Origin of the sequence: Serinicoccus kebangsaanensis (assembly GCF_008919445.1) — a bacterium.
Taxonomy (GTDB): domain Bacteria; phylum Actinomycetota; class Actinomycetes; order Actinomycetales; family Dermatophilaceae; genus Ornithinicoccus; species Ornithinicoccus kebangsaanensis.
The window spans coordinates 29,713-44,520 of the sequence record NZ_VSLG01000021.1 but is presented as its reverse complement, the minus strand read 5'-3'; the positions used below and the strand labels follow the sequence as shown (position 1 = coordinate 44,520).

Here is a 14,808-nt window from a genome sequence, read left to right as displayed (position 1 = left end):
TTCGGCTCGGTCATGGTCACAGTCAATCTCCTCCAGGTAGGAGACCCCTCCACTTACACAGACCATCTGACACCTCCGCAGGCTGTGCACCGGGAGGTGACCCGAGCCCAGGGGTCCGACCCTGCCACCGAGGCCGCGACCCGGGCGCAGCGGCACCGGGCGCGGACGGCCTACGGGATCATCGACGACGACGGCACCGGTCAGGTCGTCATCACCGGCGACGCGGTGGGGACGGCGGCGTGCGCGGACCGGCTGCACGTCCTGGCCAAGCGGGCCCGGGCGGCCGGGGACGAGCGCACCGAGGCCCAGCTCCGCTCCGACATCGCCCGCGGCCTGCTGCTCCACGGCGAGCTGCCGCTACCCACCCTCGGCACCCGCACCCGCACCCGCACCAGCACCAGCACCAGCACCGGCACCAGCACCGGCACCAGCACCGGCACCAGCACCGGCACCAGCACCAGGACCGGGCCACAGGCCACGGTGACCGACTCCGGGCCGCAGGACACGGTGGCCGACCTGGTCACCCCTGAGGAGATCGCCTCGCTGGCACAGATCCTGGCCGGCGCCCCCACCTGCGACCTGCAGGTCGTCGTCCCGTGGGAGTCACTGGCGCCGACCCCGCCCGTTCAGGCACGGCCCACGAGGCCCGCGCCCCGATCCTCGGCCGGGCCGCCAGGGGTAGGCCGGGTGGTGTCCCGGTGCGCCACCTTCCTCACCCCGGGCGCGATCCGGGAGCTGGTCCTCTCGCCGGGCACCACGCTGCACCGGGTGCTCACCGATCCCGCCGACGGCCGGTGCGTGGAGCGGTCGATCGCGCGGTACCGACCGGACGCGGCGATGCGGGCCCAGGTCGCCGCCGCCGACCTGCTCTCCCGGGCGCCGGACGGGACCCTTCCGGTCCGGGACGGCCAGCTGGACCACGTCACCGAATACCTCCTCGGCGGTCCGACCGCCGAGCCCAACCTGCAGGGTCTCGACACCGTGCACCACGCGCTGAAGACGCAGAAGTTCTGGCACGCGCAGATCGAGGCCACCCGCGACGTCACCTGGACCACTCTGTTCGGCCGCCACTACACCACCCGACCGCACGACTACCGGCAGTACCTCGGCCTCCACCCAGAGCCCGACCGTGACCCGCGGCACCCGGAGACCACCGCGCACGGACCCGACCGTCCCGGGACCAGCGTCAGGGGACGCGACCACGAGGCGGAGCTGACCCCCGCGAGCCGCCGTCACCTCGCCTCGATCCTGGTCTACGCCGCCCTCGCACACCGCCACACCGCGGACCGGCTCGAGGCGCCCGACGACGACCCCGACGCCGACACCCACCTGCTGGACACCGCCACCCGCGCCGTCTGGGTCCGCCACACCCGCGACCGCGACGGCCGCCGCGTCACCGGCGCCCGCCCTGGCACCCCCACCCCCGACGAGCTGCTCGACCACCCACCCGGCACCGTCCTGCGCGCCGACCACTGGACCGACCCCTTCAGCAGCACCCCAGACCGACCCCGCCGGCCCGGCCACCACGAACCCGCCGCGCACGACGACGCGCCACCCTTCTGATCCGCCGACACCGTCGACGCTGATCCGCCGACCACCCTCGACCTCCCTCGTCGCAGGCGTCACCGGGGCCGCCGGACTCCCGCCGCCCGACGACTACGCTGGAGCCAGCGACCGGCGGGTGATCCGGCCGCCGACCCATCACGGAGGAGCACGACCATGACCGTCGACCTGCGGGGGCGCAGCCTGCTGTCGCTGGTGGAGGAGACGCCCGAGGAGATCCGGGCCCTGCTCGACCTCGCCGCCGAGCTCAAGGCCGCCAAGCGCGCAGGCACCGAGGAGCGCCACCTCGTCGGCAGGTCGATCGCCCTGATCTTCGAGAAGACCTCCACCCGGACCCGCAGCGCCTTCGAGGTAGCGGCGGCGGACCAGGGCGCGCACACCACCTTCCTCGACCCGAAGAGCACCCAGATCGGGCACAAGGAGTCGATCAAGGACACGGCGAGGGTGCTGGGCCGCATGTACGACGCGATCCAGTACCGCGGCGCCGCGCAGGCGACCGTCGAGCAGCTCGTGAGGTATGCCGGGGTGCCGGTCTACAACGGGCTCACCGACGAGTGGCACCCCACGCAGATGCTCGCCGACGCGCTCACGATGATCGAGCACAGCGACGACACCGCGGACCTCGGCGAGATCTCCTACGCCTACCTCGGGGACGCCCGCAACAACACCGGCCACTCCCTGCTGCTCCTCGGGGCCAAGCTCGGGATGGACGTGCGGATCGCCGCCCCGCAGGCACTCCAGCCGGACCCGGCTGTCGTCGCCCGCTGCCAGGAGGTCGCCGAGGAGACCGGTGCCCGCCTGAGGATCACCGACGACCCCCACGTGGCGGTCGCCGGGGTGGACTTCGTGCACACTGATGTCTGGGTCTCCATGGGGGAGCCGGCGAGCGCGTGGGCGGAACGGATCGAGCTGCTGATGCCCTTCCAGGTCAACGCCGCGCTCATGGCGGCCACGCAGAACCCGGCGGCACGCTTCATGCACTGCCTGCCGGCCTTCCACGACACCGACACCGAAGTGGGGCAGGAGCTGATGGCGACCAACCCGGAGCTGAAGAACGGGCTCGAGGTGACCGACGAGGTCTTCGAGTCCCCGGCCAGCATCGTCTTCGACCAGGCGGAGAACAGGCTGCACACCATCAAGGCCGTGATGGTGGCGACGCTGCGATGACCGTCGTCCAGCCCACACGTCACGCCGCCGAGCCGACCCTGCGCGAGCCCGCCCACCGGGTCAACCCCCGCGCGCTCAAGTACTGGGTGATCACCGACGCCATCTGGTCCTTCGTCGTGGGCGTCGGCCTCGTCGTCGGCTACCAGTTCCTGCCCGACTCCTGGGCCCGCTGGCTGGGTCCGCTCTTCATCCTGATCATGCTCTACAACGTCGTCACCCTGGCGCTGGAGCCGCTCATCCGCTACCGGCGCACCCGCTGGGAGGTCACCGGCGAGCGGGTCTTCTCCCAGACCGGCTGGCTCTCCCGCGACCAGCGCATCGCGCCGCTGTCCCGGGTGCAGACGGTGGACACCCAGCGGGGGCCGGTGATGCGCCTGTTCCGCCTCGCCAACATCACCGTCACCACCGCCTCCGCGGCGGGTCCGATCACCCTTACCTGCCTGGACACGGACCTGGCCGACCAGGTCACCGCCGACCTCGCCCGGGTGACCGGTCAGACGCGGGGCGACGCGACGTGAGCCTGCCCCCACCCACAGGTCAGCCCGTGCTGGCCGACGGCGGTATGCCCGCACCCCCGCCCGGCATGGGTGCCGGGGACGAGGAGGGCTGGCACCGGCTGAGCGCGCGCATGCTGCTCGTCCATCCGGTCCGGGCGCTCATGTCGATGGCCGTGCCGCTGGTCCTCGTGGTCTTCGGCGTGAGCCGTGGCGACAACGGGCCGTGGTTGTGGTTCGTCGTCGTCGGTGCGGTCCTCGCTGTCGTCTTCGGTGTGCTGGCCTGGTTCTTCACGACGTACCGCTTCACCAGCGAGCAGCTGCAGCTCCGGACCGGCGTGCTGAGCCGCAAGGTGGTGACCGCGCCGCTGGACCGGATCCGCAGCGTGGACCTCGAGTCCACCCCGATCCACCGCGTGCTGGGGCTGGCCAAGGCCAAGATCGGGACCGGCGTCGACACCAGCCAGATCGAGCTGGACGGGCTGACCCGCCAGCAGGGGGCGGACCTGCGGGTCTTCCTGCTGCGTCGCTCGCACGTCGTGGACACCGGCGACTCCCCGTCGACCGAGGCTCCCGCGGCGACCGACGCGGACGCCGGTGCCACGGCGGACCGGACCGGTGAGGAGGAGCTCGCCCGGATCAACTGGGGCTGGCTCCGGTATGCCCCGTTCAGCCTGTCCAGTCTCGTCGTCGTGGCCGGAGCCGCGGGTGTCCTCGGCCAGTTCGGCGACGACCTGCCGTTCGACGAGGTGTCCGCGGCGCAGGGCGCGTGGGAGTGGGTGATCGCCCGGAGCCTGGTGCTGCTCATCGCCGGCGCGGTCGTGGCGCTGCTGCTCAGCTGGGTGCTCGTCTCCACCGCGTCCTACGTCCTCAACTGGTGGAACCTGCGCCTGGTGCGCGAGCCGGGCGGCAAGATCCGGCTGAGCCGGGGGCTGCTCACCACCCGCAGCCAGACCATCGAGAGCGCCAAGATCCGCGGCGTGCTCATGACCGAGCAGTTCCTGCTGCGCTTCGTCCGCGGGGCGGAGCTCACCGCGCTCGCCACCGGCGTGGGCACGGGCGGCACCACCCGGCTGCTGCCGCCGGCCCCGCGCCGGGTCGTGGAGCAGGTCGGGCACGAGCTGCTCGAGGAGGACGGCGCGCTGACCATGGCCCTGACCGGGCACGGCCCCAAGGCGCGGCGCCGGATCCACGTGAGCCAGCAGTGGGGCAGCCTCTTCCTCGCGGTGCTGGTGGCGGTGCCCACCTATTGGATCGACGTGTGGTGGTTCGCCAGCTGGCCCTGGTGGGTGCCGCTGGCGGCCCTCGGGGCCGTCGGGCTGCTGAACCTCGCCATCGCCGAGGCGAGCTGGCGCAACCTGGGGCACGGGCTGACGCAGGACCACGTGGTGGTCCAGACCGGCGCGATCATCCGCAGCCGTGAGGTGCTGGAGCGGGCCGGGATCATCGGCTGGGTCCTCCACCAGAGCTTCTTCCAGCGCCGGCTCGGGCTGGCCGACCTCACCGCGACGACGGCGGCCGGCAACGAGCGCCTCGTGGCACCGAACATCCCGGTCGGCGCGGCGATCGAGCTGGCCGACGCCGCCACCCCGGGAATGCTCGACCGGCTGCGGGCGTAGGAGGGGACATGGGTGACTTCGAGGAGATGGACGACCGCGCCCGCTACGACCGCGCCACGTTCGCCTTCGAGACCAAGGACTACGTCCGCTCCGCCGCCCTGCTGGAGCCGCTGGTTGAGGCCGACCCCGGCAACGCCGAGGTGCGCCTGCTCCTGGCGCGCAGCTACTACCACGCCGCGCGCCTGGGCAAGGCCGAGACGGAGCTGCGGGCCATGATCGAGCGCTGGCCCAGCGACGCCTACGCCCACCTGGTGCTGGCCCGCACCCTGCAGCGCGCGGGCCGCGCCGAGGAGGGGGCGCCTCACCTCAAGATGGCCGAAGCTATGGGCCTGGAGGCGTGACCGCCCGGCGCCGGAGCTGAGCCGGTCTCAGGTCCAGAAGTCGAACCACATCCGCAGGTTCCACGCCTCCCGCGGGATGGTGATGGCGGTGTGCACCGGCCAGTACCACGCGAAGAACGCGGCCGCCAGGGTCAGGTAGGAGATCACCGCGACCGCGCCCCACCGCCTGCGCTCGCGGGAGGCACTCTCTCTGCCCAGCACGAGCGCCAGGCAGGTGACCACGACCAGCACCAGCCACGGCACGAAGGCGACGGCGTAGAAGCTGTAGACCGTCCGGGTCTGGTAGAGGAACCACGGCAGCCAGCCCGCCGCGATGCCGGAGAGCGCCGCCCCCGCACGCCAGTCCCGGCCCAGCAGCCACAGGAAGAGGACGACGAGGAGCCCGAGCGTCCCGCCCCACCACAGCACCACGTTGCCGAGCGAGGCGACGTACTCCACGCAGTCGGCGACCTCGCACCCCTTCTCCCCCCGCTTCGGCCACTCGGCGTAGAACAGCGTGGGCCGCCACTGGACCGTCCAGCTCCACGCGTTGGAGCTCCACGCGTGCTCGTTGGCCAGGTCGATGTGGAAGTTCCACTGCTCCTGGTGGTAGGCCCACAGCGAGCGGAGCGGGTCGGGCACGAGCGAGCCCAGGCTTCCGGACGCGGCCGGGTTCTCTACCGCCCACTGCCGCTTCCACCCACCCTCGGTGGCGAACCAGCCCGCCCAGCTCGCGACATACGTCACCAGGGCGGTCGGCACCATGAGCAGGAAGGCGGGTATGCCGTCGCGCACCACGGTGCCGGCCAGCCAGTCGCGCGCTCCTGCGGCGCGGCGCGCGCCCAGGTCCCAGGCGACGGTCACCAGGCCGAAGACGGCCAGGAAGTAGAGGCCGGACCACTTCGTCCCGACCGCCAGCCCGAGGCAGACCCCGGCCGCCAGCCGCCACCCGCGGAAGCCCAGGCTCGGCCCCCACCACCGTCTGGCCCGGGCCCAGGCGGACCGGGGCACCGGCATACCGGGGGCGTGCGTGCGCTCCCACCAGGGCCCCCACCGGGCGGCCAGCCGCCGGCGCCCCTGCTCCCGGTCGAGCAGCAGGAAGAGGAAGGCCACCAGCACCCACCACATGAGGAAGAGGTCGAGCAGCCCGATCCGCGAGGAGGCGAAGTGGTGGCCGTCCACCGCGAGCAGGGTGGAGGCGCTGATCGCGAGCAGCGCGTTCCGCCACATGAGCCAGGCGACCACCCCGAGGACGGCGATCGACAGGGTCCCGATGGTCGCGGACGACAGGCGCCACCCGAAGGAGGACTCGGGGCCGGTGACCAGCTCGCCCAGGGCGATCATCCACTTGCCGACCGGCGGGTGCACGACGAGGTCGGGCTGGGCGCCGAAGACGTCCGGGTCGCCGGCGGTGAACAGCGCGTCCGGCTCCTCGAGGCCGTCCTTGATCTCGCGCTCGTGGCCGTAGCGGACCAGCGACCAGGCCTGCTTGACGTAGTAGGTCTCGTCGAAGACGAGCCGGTCGGGGTATCCGAGCCGCCAGAACCGCAGGGCGCCACCGACCAGGGTGACCAGCAGGATGCCGAGGGTCGCCACCCGTCGCTGCGCGGCGAAGTCCCCGGGCGCGCGGCCGAGGAGGCGCGCCCGCAGAGACTCCATGGGCCTCATCGTAGGTGCCGACCTGGGCGCGTCCTGGGTGGACCGCCGTGCCCGAGGGTCGGGCGGTGACGATACAGGTGGGGCGGTAGAGTCGGGGACGTGGCCACCTCAACTGCTCCCGCGCGTGCGGCCCGCAAGGGGCCGCCGAGCATCCTGCTGAAGACCGTCGTCGCGGTCACCGGGTTGTTCTTCGTCTTCTTCGTGCTGTTCCACATGTACGGCAACCTGCAGATCCTCGTCGGCCCCGAGGCCTTCGACGAGTACGCCCACCACCTGCGCACCTTCGGCGAGCCGATGCTGCCGGAGAAGTCGTTCCTGTGGGTCTTCCGGATCCTGCTGCTGGCCTCGGTGGTGGGGCACGTGTGGGCCTCGATGTCGCTGTGGCGGCGTGCCGGCCAGGCGCGGACCACGAGGTATGCCGGGAAGAAGAAGACCTCCTACGGCGGGTTCTACGCCAAGGCCATGCGGTGGGGCGGGCTGGCGCTGCTGGCCTTCGTGGTCTTCCACATCCTGCACTTCACCACCCAGACGATCACCATCGACGGGGCGCACGCCAGCCCGGCCGAGCGGGTCATCAGCAGCTTCGCCGTGTGGTGGGTGGTCGGCATCTACGCCCTGGCCATGGTCTTCCTCGGGATGCACCTGCTGCACGGCGTCTGGGGGGCCGCGATGACGCTAGGCCTGAACACCTCGCTGCAGCGCGCCGAGCAGATCCGGTTCGTCTCGATCCTGCTCGCGACGATCGTGGTCGTCGGTTTCCTCATCCCACCCTTCGCCATCCTCTTCGGCTTCATCGAGTGAGTGCACCCATGACTGACACTGTGACCTCCACCCCCGAGCTGATCGACGGCGTCTACCGCGAGGGCGCGCCGATCGCGGACAGCAAGGCGCCCGGCGGGGACATCGCCGGCAAGTGGACCACCCGCAAGTTCGAGGCCGCGCTGGTCAACCCGGCGAACCGCCGCAAGCTCTCGGTCATCATCGTCGGCACCGGCCTGGCGGGTGCCTCCGCCGGGGCGACGCTCGGTGAGGCCGGCTACCAGGTGAAGTCGTTCTGCTACCAGGACAGCCCGCGCCGGGCGCACTCGATCGCCGCCCAGGGCGGGATCAACGCGGCGAAGAACTACAAGGGCGACGGCGACTCCGTGCACCGGCTCTTCTACGACACGGTCAAGGGCGGCGACTACCGCTCGCGTGAGACCAACGTCTACCGGCTCGCCGAGGTCAGCGCGGACATCATCGACCAGTGCGTGGCCCAGGGTGTGCCGTTCGCGCGCGAGTACGGCGGCCTGCTCGACAACCGCTCCTTCGGCGGTGTCCAGGTCTCCCGGACCTTCTACGCCCGCGGTCAGACGGGGCAGCAGCTGCTGATCGGGGCATACCAGGCGTTGGAGCGCCAGATCGCCGCCGGGACGGTCGAGATGTATGCCCGGCACGAGATGCTCGAGCTCGTGGTCGTCGACGGCAAGGCCCGCGGCATCATCGCCCGCGACATGGTCACCGGGGAGATCGAGACCCACCTCGCGGACGCCGTGGTGCTGGCCTCCGGCGGCTACGGCAACGTCTTCTTCCTGTCGACGAACGCGATGGGCTGCAACGTGACCGCCTCGTGGCGGGCCCACCGCAAGGGCGCCTACTTCGGCAACCCCTGCTACACCCAGATCCACCCGACCTGCATCCCGCAGGCCGGCGACCACCAGTCCAAGCTGACCCTGATGAGCGAGTCGCTGCGCAACGACGGCCGCATCTGGGTGCCGAAGAACGCCGAGGACTGCGACAAGGACCCGCGCGAGATCGGGGAGGACGACCGCGACTACTACCTGGAGCGGATCTACCCCGGCTTCGGCAACCTGGTGCCCCGCGACATCGCCTCCCGGCAGGCCAAAAACATGTGCGACGAGGGGCGTGGCGTCGGTCCCGCGGTCGACGGGGTGCGCCGTGGCGTCTACCTGGACTTCGCCGACGCGATCGGCCGGATGGGCGAGGACGCGGTCCGGTCCAAGTACGGCAACCTGTTCGACATGTACGAGCGGATCACCGGGGAGAACCCCTACCAGGTGCCGATGCGCATCTACCCCGCCGTGCACTACACGATGGGCGGCCTCTGGGTCGACTACGACCTGCAGTCCTCGATCCCGGGGCTGTTCGTCACCGGGGAGGCCAACTTCTCCGACCACGGGGCGAACCGGCTCGGGGCCTCGGCGCTCATGCAGGGCCTGGCCGACGGATACTTCGTGCTCCCCAACACGATCCGCGACTACCTCGCCAAGGGACCGTTCACCAAGATCTCGGACGACGACCCGGCGGTGGTCGAGGCCCAGCAGACGGTGACCTCGCGCCTCGAGAAGCTGCTGTCGATCGACGGCACGCGCACCGTGGACTCCTACCACAAGGCGCTCGGCAAGGTCATGTGGGAGAAGTGCGGCATGGAGCGCACCGAGGAGGGCCTGCGCGAGGCGATCGAGGAGATCCGGGCGCTCAAGGCCGACTTCTGGTCCAACGTCCGGGTGCTCGGTGCCGCCGACGGGCTGAACCAGAGCCTCGAGAAGGCCGGCCGGGTGGCCGACTTCCTCGAGCTCGGGGAGCTGATGTGCATCGACGCGCTGCACCGACGGGAGTCGTGCGGCGGCCACTTCCGCGCCGAGAGCCAGACCGAGGACGGTGAGGCGCTGCGGCACGACGACGAGTATGCCTACGTCGCGGCCTGGGAGTGGGGCGGTGACGACGAGGCGCCGGTGCTGCACAAGGAAGACCTCGTCTACGACTTCATCGAGCTGAAGCAGAGGAGCTACAAGTGAAGCTCGCCCTCAAGATCTGGCGCCAGGACGGCCCGGCGGATGCGGGCCAGATGGTCCGCTACGACATCGACGGGGTGTCCGAGGACAGTTCGTTCCTCGAGATGCTGGACCTGCTCAACGAGCAGCTGATCACCTCCGGCGAGGACCCGGTCGCCTTCGACTCCGACTGCCGCGAGGGCATCTGCGGCATGTGCGGTGTCGTCATCAACGGCGAGGCGCACGGCCCGGAGCGGACCACCACCTGCCAGCTGCACATGCGCAGCTTCAACGACGGCGACGAGATCGTCATCGAGCCCTGGCGCGCCGACCCGTTCCCCGTGATCAAGGACCTGTGCGTCGACCGCACCTCCTTCGACCGGATCATCCAGGCCGGAGGCTTCATCTCGGCCAACACCGGGTCGGCCCCGGACGCCCACGCGACGCCGGTGCCCAAGGAGGACGCCGACCGCGCCTTCATGGCCGCGGAGTGCATCGGCTGCGGCGCGTGCGTCGCCGCCTGCCCCAACGCCTCCGGCATGCTCTTCATGGGGTCCAAGGTCACCCACCTCGGTGAGCTCCCTCAGGGCCAGCCCGAGCGCGGCGCCCGCGTCGTGGCGATGACCGAGCAGCACGACCTCGAGGGCTTCGGTGGCTGCACCAACCTGGGCGAGTGCACCCGCGCCTGCCCCAAGGGCATACCCCTCAACGTCATCAGCCAGCTCAACGCCGACTACCGGCGGGCCGGCTACGGCGGCTCCTCCGCCGACTGACCTCCCCTTCCCACGACGTGGACATCGGTTTCTGGGGCCCGCTCCCCAAGATCCGATGTCCAGAACGTGAGGGGAGGGCGCGTGCCGGCTGAGGACCGAGCCGCGCTCGTGCTGGCCGCCACCCCCATCGGCGACTCGCGCGACGCGAGCCCGCGGCTGCTCGATGAGCTGGCCCGAGCCGACCTGGTCGCCGCCGAGGACACCCGCCGGCTGCGGCGGCTGACCGACCGGCTCGACGTCGTGGTCGCCGGCGAGGTGGTCAGCTACCACGAGCACAACGAGGCGTCGCGGACCCCCGAGCTGGTGCAGCGCATCGCAGCCGGGGCGCGGCTGCTGCTGGTGACCGACGCCGGTATGCCCTCGGTCTCCGACCCCGGCTACCGGCTGGTGCAGGCGTGCGTCGCCGAGGACCTCCCGGTGACCTGCGTCCCCGGCCCGTCCGCCGTGCTCATGGCGCTGGCCGTGAGCGGGCTGCCGGTGGACCGGTTCTGCTTCGAGGGGTTCCTGCCCCGCAAGGCGGGCGAGCGGGAGCGTGCGCTCGCCGCCCTCGTGGACGAGCCCCGCACCATGGTCTTCTTCGAGGCACCCCACCGCCTCGCGGCGACCCTGACCTCGATGGTCTCCGTCCTCGGCGAGGACCGGCCGGCGGCGGTCTGCCGGGAGCTGACCAAGACCTACGAGGAGGTGCGTCGCGGGCCGTTGGCCGACCTCGCCGACTGGGCGACCGACGGCGTGAAGGGGGAGATCACCGTGGTCGTCGCCGGCCGCCCCGCGGGCGAGGCGACCGTCAGCGACCCGGCCGAGGTCATACCCGAGGTGCTGGAGCGCGTCGGGTCGGGGGAGCGCCTCAAGGACGTCACCCGCGACCTCGCCGCGCGCACCGGGCTGTCGGCCCGGGCGATCTACGACCAGGCGATCCGCGCCCGCTGACCCACCGCGGTCGGAAGGTGCTGTCAGGGCAACACATACCCACCGCGGTCGGAAGGTGCTGTCAGGGCAACCCATACCGACCGCGGTGGCACCTGGTCGCCAGGGCAACACATACCCACCGCGGTGGCCTCTGGTCGCCAGGGCAACACATACCCACCGCGGTGGCCCCTAGTCGCCAGGGCAACCCGGACCCACCGCGGTGAGGCCGCTGGTGGGGGAGCCGGTGCCGTGATTGACTGTGCGGCGCCGCACCGCCGCGGCCGCCCCGACCCGAAGGACAGCGATGAGACCCAACTGGCAGGCGATCCTCGGGGGCCTGGCAGGCGGCGTGCTCGCCGGACTGGTGGCGGTCTACGCCACGACCCAGGTGCTGCCCGGCGACGCCGGAGAGCTCACCACCTCGCAGATGGTGTGGTCCGGCATCGTGGCCGCCGTGGGCGGGGCGCTGGGCGTGGTCGCCGGTTGGTTCGTCAACGGCAGACGCGCCCGCGGACTGGGCGGGATCGCGGCGATCACCACCCTGCTGGCCACCCTGGCCGGCACGTATGCCTGGGTCCGCACCGACTCGGTGCCGGAGGGGGCGTGGCCGTTCCTGGTCGGGACGGTCCTCATGCTGGGCGCCGGACTCGTCCTGCTGGCGGTGGTCTGCGGTCTCGCGGCGGCACTGCTGCGGCCGCAGTCCTCGGCAGACTGACGCGGCTCAGCTGTAGCCGGCGTCCGCCATGAGCTGGTCGCGGTGCCGCTTGCGCGCACGGCCGCGGCGCCAGAGGGCGAAGCCGCCCCAGAGCAGGAGCAGCAGTAGGAAGATGACGAGCACCGGCAGGAAGATGGCGACCAGCGAGAGCGTGATCGCGACGCCGTCCTCGGCCGCCGACACCACCGGTGTCCCCAGACCGGCGGTCGAGGTGTTCACGACCGGCCTGCTGACCGCCTTGCCGGTGTGCACGATGCCGGCGGTGATGATGCCGAGCAGCACCCCCACCCAGGGGTTGTCCTGCATGAAGGTCGAGCCCTGCTCGAAGTCCTCCGCCGCCGTCGTCGCGGCGAAGATCAGACCACCCGTCGCGGGTCGCACGAAGGTCCCGACCGCGTCGTTGACGTGGTCGACGAGGGCCACCTTGTCCAGCACGACCTCCGACAGGAGCAGCACGGCGGCGATGCCGATGGCCCAGTTCGACTCGATCCAGGCGTACTGGTGCGGAAGGTTGATGACGTCGGTGAACCGCGCGATGAGCGCGACGAGGATGAACGGGATGTACGCGTTCAGTCCCGCCGCGGCCGACAGTCCGGCTCCGGTGAGGGCAGCGAGCACGTGATGGCCTCCTGACTCGGCGACCCCCGGCGGGGGCCGTCATCCATAGTCAACCACGCGGTATACCGCGGATCTTCCCGTCGGGACGGGGCGTCCACCCGCCGGACGAGCGGATCGCGCACCCCACGTGGCCGGTCCCTGGTCCGTTGAGGGGGTGACAGGGTGTCACCGAGGAGGCGGTATGCGGAGCACGCACGAGGCGGAGTTCGCCGAGTTCTTCGAGGCGAGCTCGCCGCGGCTGCTCACCGCAGCCTGGATGCTCAGCGGGGACGGTCACGTCGCCGAGGAGCTGGTCCAGGAGGCGATGGCGCGCACGTATGCCCGCTGGGGCCGGGTGCGCCGAGGCAACCCCTCGGCCTACACCCGGCGGACGATCGTCAACCTGCACACCGACCGTTGGCGAAAGCGGCGCCGGGAGGTGCTGACCGACGAGGTCCCCGACCGGGCGACGTCGGACGACGCCATGTCGGTCGACCTCGTCCGTGCCCTGTCCCGGCTGCCCCGCCGCGAACGTGAGTGCGTGATCCTGCGCCACTACCTCGACCTCTCCGAGGCCGAGACGGCGCGGACGCTCGGCGTGGGCGTCGGCAGCGTGAAGAAGTACGCCATGAACGGTCGCCGCACCCTGCGGGACCTGCTGCGGGAAGGGAGCACCTCTCATGTCTGAGCTCGAGGGCGGGCGCAACGACGACACGACCCACGTGGTGGGCCTGCTGGATCGCGCCGGGGCGCACACACCGCCGCTGCACGTGGGTCATGACGAGGTCGTCGCGAGGGGGCGTCGCCTCCGGAGCCGGCGCCGCCAGACGGCCGCCGGGGTCGGCGCGCTGGCGCTCGCCGGCACGCTCTGGCTCGGCATCGAGACCTTGCCGCTGGGCGGCGGGGCGCCGGCACCGGCGTCGGTGACCTGGTCCGACGGGTCCATCGACATCGAGCTCTTCGACAACGGGCCCAACCCGGAGCACGAGCCCGACCGCACCCACTGGACCGGCCGGCTGCGCACCGTCGAGGGTGGGCAGCACCCGGAGCTGGTCCTGACCAGGAACGGTGGGGAGTCCGAGACGATCGTCGGCGAGGACGGGCCGGGGGAGAGCGAGGTCTTCCGGGCCGACGGGATCACCGTCCTCGTCTGGCCGGTGCCGGTGGACGGCATCGCCCAGGAGGTGCTGTGGACCGACGGCGTGGTCTATGGCCAGGGTGGCGAGATCGAGGTTCCGGGCGGTTCGATCCGCTACGCCACCTCGGAGCACGTGGAGGGAGCTGAGGCTGACGTGGTCGAGCTCTACCTCGTCGACGAGCAGGAGGTACGTGCGGCCAGCGGCGCCCCGGTCGAGTCGACCCTCCTGCAGACCGACGACATGTCCTGGGTCGTCGGTCTCGACCCTGAGGAGCAGATCCTGGTCGGGACCGACGTCGCGCGAGACGACGGGTGGGCCTACCTGCTGCCGGTCGTCGGCGGGGCCGCCCACGAGGGTGGGGTGGGCGACGTGCCGTCCTACCTGGTGGGGATGCTCCCGGAGGGTGCGTCGGACGTCGTCGTGTCGCCGGCCGGCGCGCGCAGCGACGTGGCGACGCTCGCCGGTCAGCAGGTGCTGCTGGCCACCTCGGAGGAGGGTGCGCCGCTGCCCACGGTCCGCTTCGTCCTGGACGGTGACGAGCGCGAGCTCAGCCACTACGTGCAGTCCGCTCGGCTCGAGCTGGTGCTGGCTGACCTGACGCTGGGCTACGGCCCGATGCCGGACGGGCTCGAGCTGCAAGCCGGTGGGTCGACGCTGATGCTTGAGACCGCCGACCTCACGGACCGTGCGGCGACGGTCGCCCCGCATCGTGACGGAGCGGTCGTCGTGGTGCCTGGGTGGGCGCCGAGCGATAGCACCCGCCCCGCCCAGGTGGCCCTGGAGGGACGTGGTGACGGCCTGAGGTGGGTCGAGGTCGACGCCGACGCCGCGCAGGTGCGCGAGCTCTTCGACGGCCGCCCGGTGACCCTCCTGGCGCTCGACTCACTCGAGGACGGCGAGGAGGTCGTCGGAATCGGCGAGGCGGCGGCGGACGGCACGGTCACCGAGCTCGACCTGGACAAGATCCAGGTGCGCTCCTTCGACGACTGAGCGAGCACGCACTCAGCAATCGACCGGACAGGCCTTCGACGACTCCGACGGCCTGTCCGGTCTGTCCCAACCTTTCGGCTGCCCCGCCC

The 14,808-nt window shown here is 71.6% G+C and carries 14 protein-coding genes; 12 read left to right on the top strand and 2 right to left on the bottom strand.

Annotation, left to right across the window (positions count from 1 at the left end):
• The first annotated feature begins 96 nt into the window (after positions 1-96).
• The 5 genes from FXF60_RS15905 to FXF60_RS15885 all read left to right on the top strand — a co-directional run bounded on the left by FXF60_RS15905 (position 97) and on the right by FXF60_RS15885 (position 5,184).
• A complete protein-coding gene (locus FXF60_RS15905) occupies positions 97-1,563 on the top strand; it encodes a hypothetical protein (protein ID WP_151526961.1) in 1,467 nt (488 codons plus the stop codon).
• Between the two features lie 156 nt (positions 1,564-1,719).
• Entirely contained in the window at positions 1,720-2,730 is a 1,011-nt protein-coding gene (gene argF, locus FXF60_RS15900; protein WP_151526960.1) for an ornithine carbamoyltransferase, read from the top strand.
• The gene (locus FXF60_RS15895) at positions 2,727-3,248 is read left to right on the top strand and encodes a PH domain-containing protein (protein WP_151526959.1); all 522 of its coding nucleotides are present in this window, start codon (positions 2,727-2,729) and stop codon (positions 3,246-3,248) included. The genes argF and FXF60_RS15895 overlap by 4 nt, the downstream gene beginning before the upstream one ends.
• Positions 3,245-4,843 (top strand): PH domain-containing protein, encoded by a 1,599-nt coding sequence (locus FXF60_RS15890; RefSeq protein ID WP_151526958.1) that lies wholly within the window; start codon positions 3,245-3,247, stop codon positions 4,841-4,843. The genes FXF60_RS15895 and FXF60_RS15890 overlap by 4 nt, the downstream gene beginning before the upstream one ends.
• Positions 4,844-4,851: 8 nt before the next feature.
• Positions 4,852-5,184 carry a tetratricopeptide repeat protein gene (locus FXF60_RS15885; protein ID WP_151526957.1) on the top strand — a complete coding sequence of 111 codons (333 nt, stop codon included), beginning with the start codon at positions 4,852-4,854 and terminating at the stop codon, positions 5,182-5,184.
• A 27-nt stretch (positions 5,185-5,211) separates the two neighbouring features.
• Here FXF60_RS15885 and FXF60_RS15880 read toward each other — a convergent pair whose 3' ends face one another.
• Positions 5,212-6,822 (bottom strand): dolichyl-phosphate-mannose--protein mannosyltransferase, encoded by a 1,611-nt coding sequence (locus tag FXF60_RS15880; protein WP_151526956.1) that lies wholly within the window; start codon positions 6,820-6,822, stop codon positions 5,212-5,214.
• A 99-nt stretch (positions 6,823-6,921) separates the two neighbouring features.
• On the opposite strand from FXF60_RS15880, the gene FXF60_RS15875 reads away from it, so the two are divergent.
• The 5 genes from FXF60_RS15875 to FXF60_RS15855 all read left to right on the top strand — a co-directional run bounded on the left by FXF60_RS15875 (position 6,922) and on the right by FXF60_RS15855 (position 11,993).
• A complete protein-coding gene (locus tag FXF60_RS15875) occupies positions 6,922-7,623 on the top strand; it encodes a succinate dehydrogenase cytochrome b subunit (RefSeq protein ID WP_151526955.1) in 702 nt (233 codons plus the stop codon).
• Positions 7,624-7,631: 8 nt separating this feature from the next.
• Positions 7,632-9,620, top strand: coding sequence for a fumarate reductase/succinate dehydrogenase flavoprotein subunit (locus tag FXF60_RS15870; RefSeq protein WP_151526954.1), 1,989 nt, complete (start codon positions 7,632-7,634; stop codon positions 9,618-9,620).
• Positions 9,617-10,369 carry a succinate dehydrogenase/fumarate reductase iron-sulfur subunit gene (locus FXF60_RS15865; RefSeq protein ID WP_151526953.1) on the top strand — a complete coding sequence of 251 codons (753 nt, stop codon included), beginning with the start codon at positions 9,617-9,619 and terminating at the stop codon, positions 10,367-10,369. Before FXF60_RS15870 ends, FXF60_RS15865 begins: the two co-directional genes overlap by 4 nt.
• 81 nt (positions 10,370-10,450) lie before the next feature.
• Positions 10,451-11,299, top strand: coding sequence for a 16S rRNA (cytidine(1402)-2'-O)-methyltransferase (gene rsmI / locus FXF60_RS15860; RefSeq protein ID WP_151526952.1), 849 nt, complete (start codon positions 10,451-10,453; stop codon positions 11,297-11,299).
• 283 nt (positions 11,300-11,582) lie between these two features.
• On the top strand, positions 11,583-11,993 hold the full coding sequence (locus tag FXF60_RS15855; RefSeq protein ID WP_151526951.1) for a hypothetical protein: 411 nt from the start codon (positions 11,583-11,585) through the stop codon (positions 11,991-11,993).
• 6 nt (positions 11,994-11,999) lie between these two features.
• On the opposite strand, the gene FXF60_RS15850 is transcribed toward FXF60_RS15855, so the two are convergent.
• Positions 12,000-12,611 (bottom strand): DUF4126 domain-containing protein, encoded by a 612-nt coding sequence (locus tag FXF60_RS15850; RefSeq protein WP_151526950.1) that lies wholly within the window; start codon positions 12,609-12,611, stop codon positions 12,000-12,002.
• Positions 12,612-12,792: 181 nt separating this feature from the next.
• Here FXF60_RS15850 and FXF60_RS15845 point away from each other — a divergent pair, with 181 nt between their 5' ends.
• Together FXF60_RS15845 and FXF60_RS16610 are read left to right on the top strand one after the other, a co-directional pair.
• Entirely contained in the window at positions 12,793-13,278 is a 486-nt protein-coding gene (locus FXF60_RS15845) for a SigE family RNA polymerase sigma factor (RefSeq protein ID WP_151526949.1), read from the top strand.
• Positions 13,271-14,719, top strand: a complete 1,449-nt coding sequence (locus tag FXF60_RS16610; protein ID WP_192796784.1) for a hypothetical protein — start codon at positions 13,271-13,273, stop codon at positions 14,717-14,719. The genes FXF60_RS15845 and FXF60_RS16610 overlap by 8 nt, the downstream gene beginning before the upstream one ends.
• The last annotated feature ends 89 nt before the right edge of the window (positions 14,720-14,808 follow it).

Coding starts and splice junctions, on each gene's coding strand:
- argF (WP_151526960.1), top strand. CDS start 1,720: ATGACCGTCGACCTGCGGGGGCGCAGCCTGCTGTCGCTGGTGGAGGAG.
- FXF60_RS15895 (WP_151526959.1), top strand. CDS start 2,727: ATGACCGTCGTCCAGCCCACACGTCACGCCGCCGAGCCGACCCTGCGC.
- FXF60_RS15885 (WP_151526957.1), top strand. CDS start 4,852: ATGGGTGACTTCGAGGAGATGGACGACCGCGCCCGCTACGACCGCGCC.
- FXF60_RS15880 (WP_151526956.1), bottom strand. CDS start 6,822: ATGGAGTCTCTGCGGGCGCGCCTCCTCGGCCGCGCGCCCGGGGACTTC.
- FXF60_RS15870 (WP_151526954.1), top strand. CDS start 7,632: ATGACTGACACTGTGACCTCCACCCCCGAGCTGATCGACGGCGTCTAC.
- FXF60_RS15855 (WP_151526951.1), top strand. CDS start 11,583: ATGAGACCCAACTGGCAGGCGATCCTCGGGGGCCTGGCAGGCGGCGTG.
- FXF60_RS15845 (WP_151526949.1), top strand. CDS start 12,793: ATGCGGAGCACGCACGAGGCGGAGTTCGCCGAGTTCTTCGAGGCGAGC.
- FXF60_RS16610 (WP_192796784.1), top strand. CDS start 13,271: ATGTCTGAGCTCGAGGGCGGGCGCAACGACGACACGACCCACGTGGTG.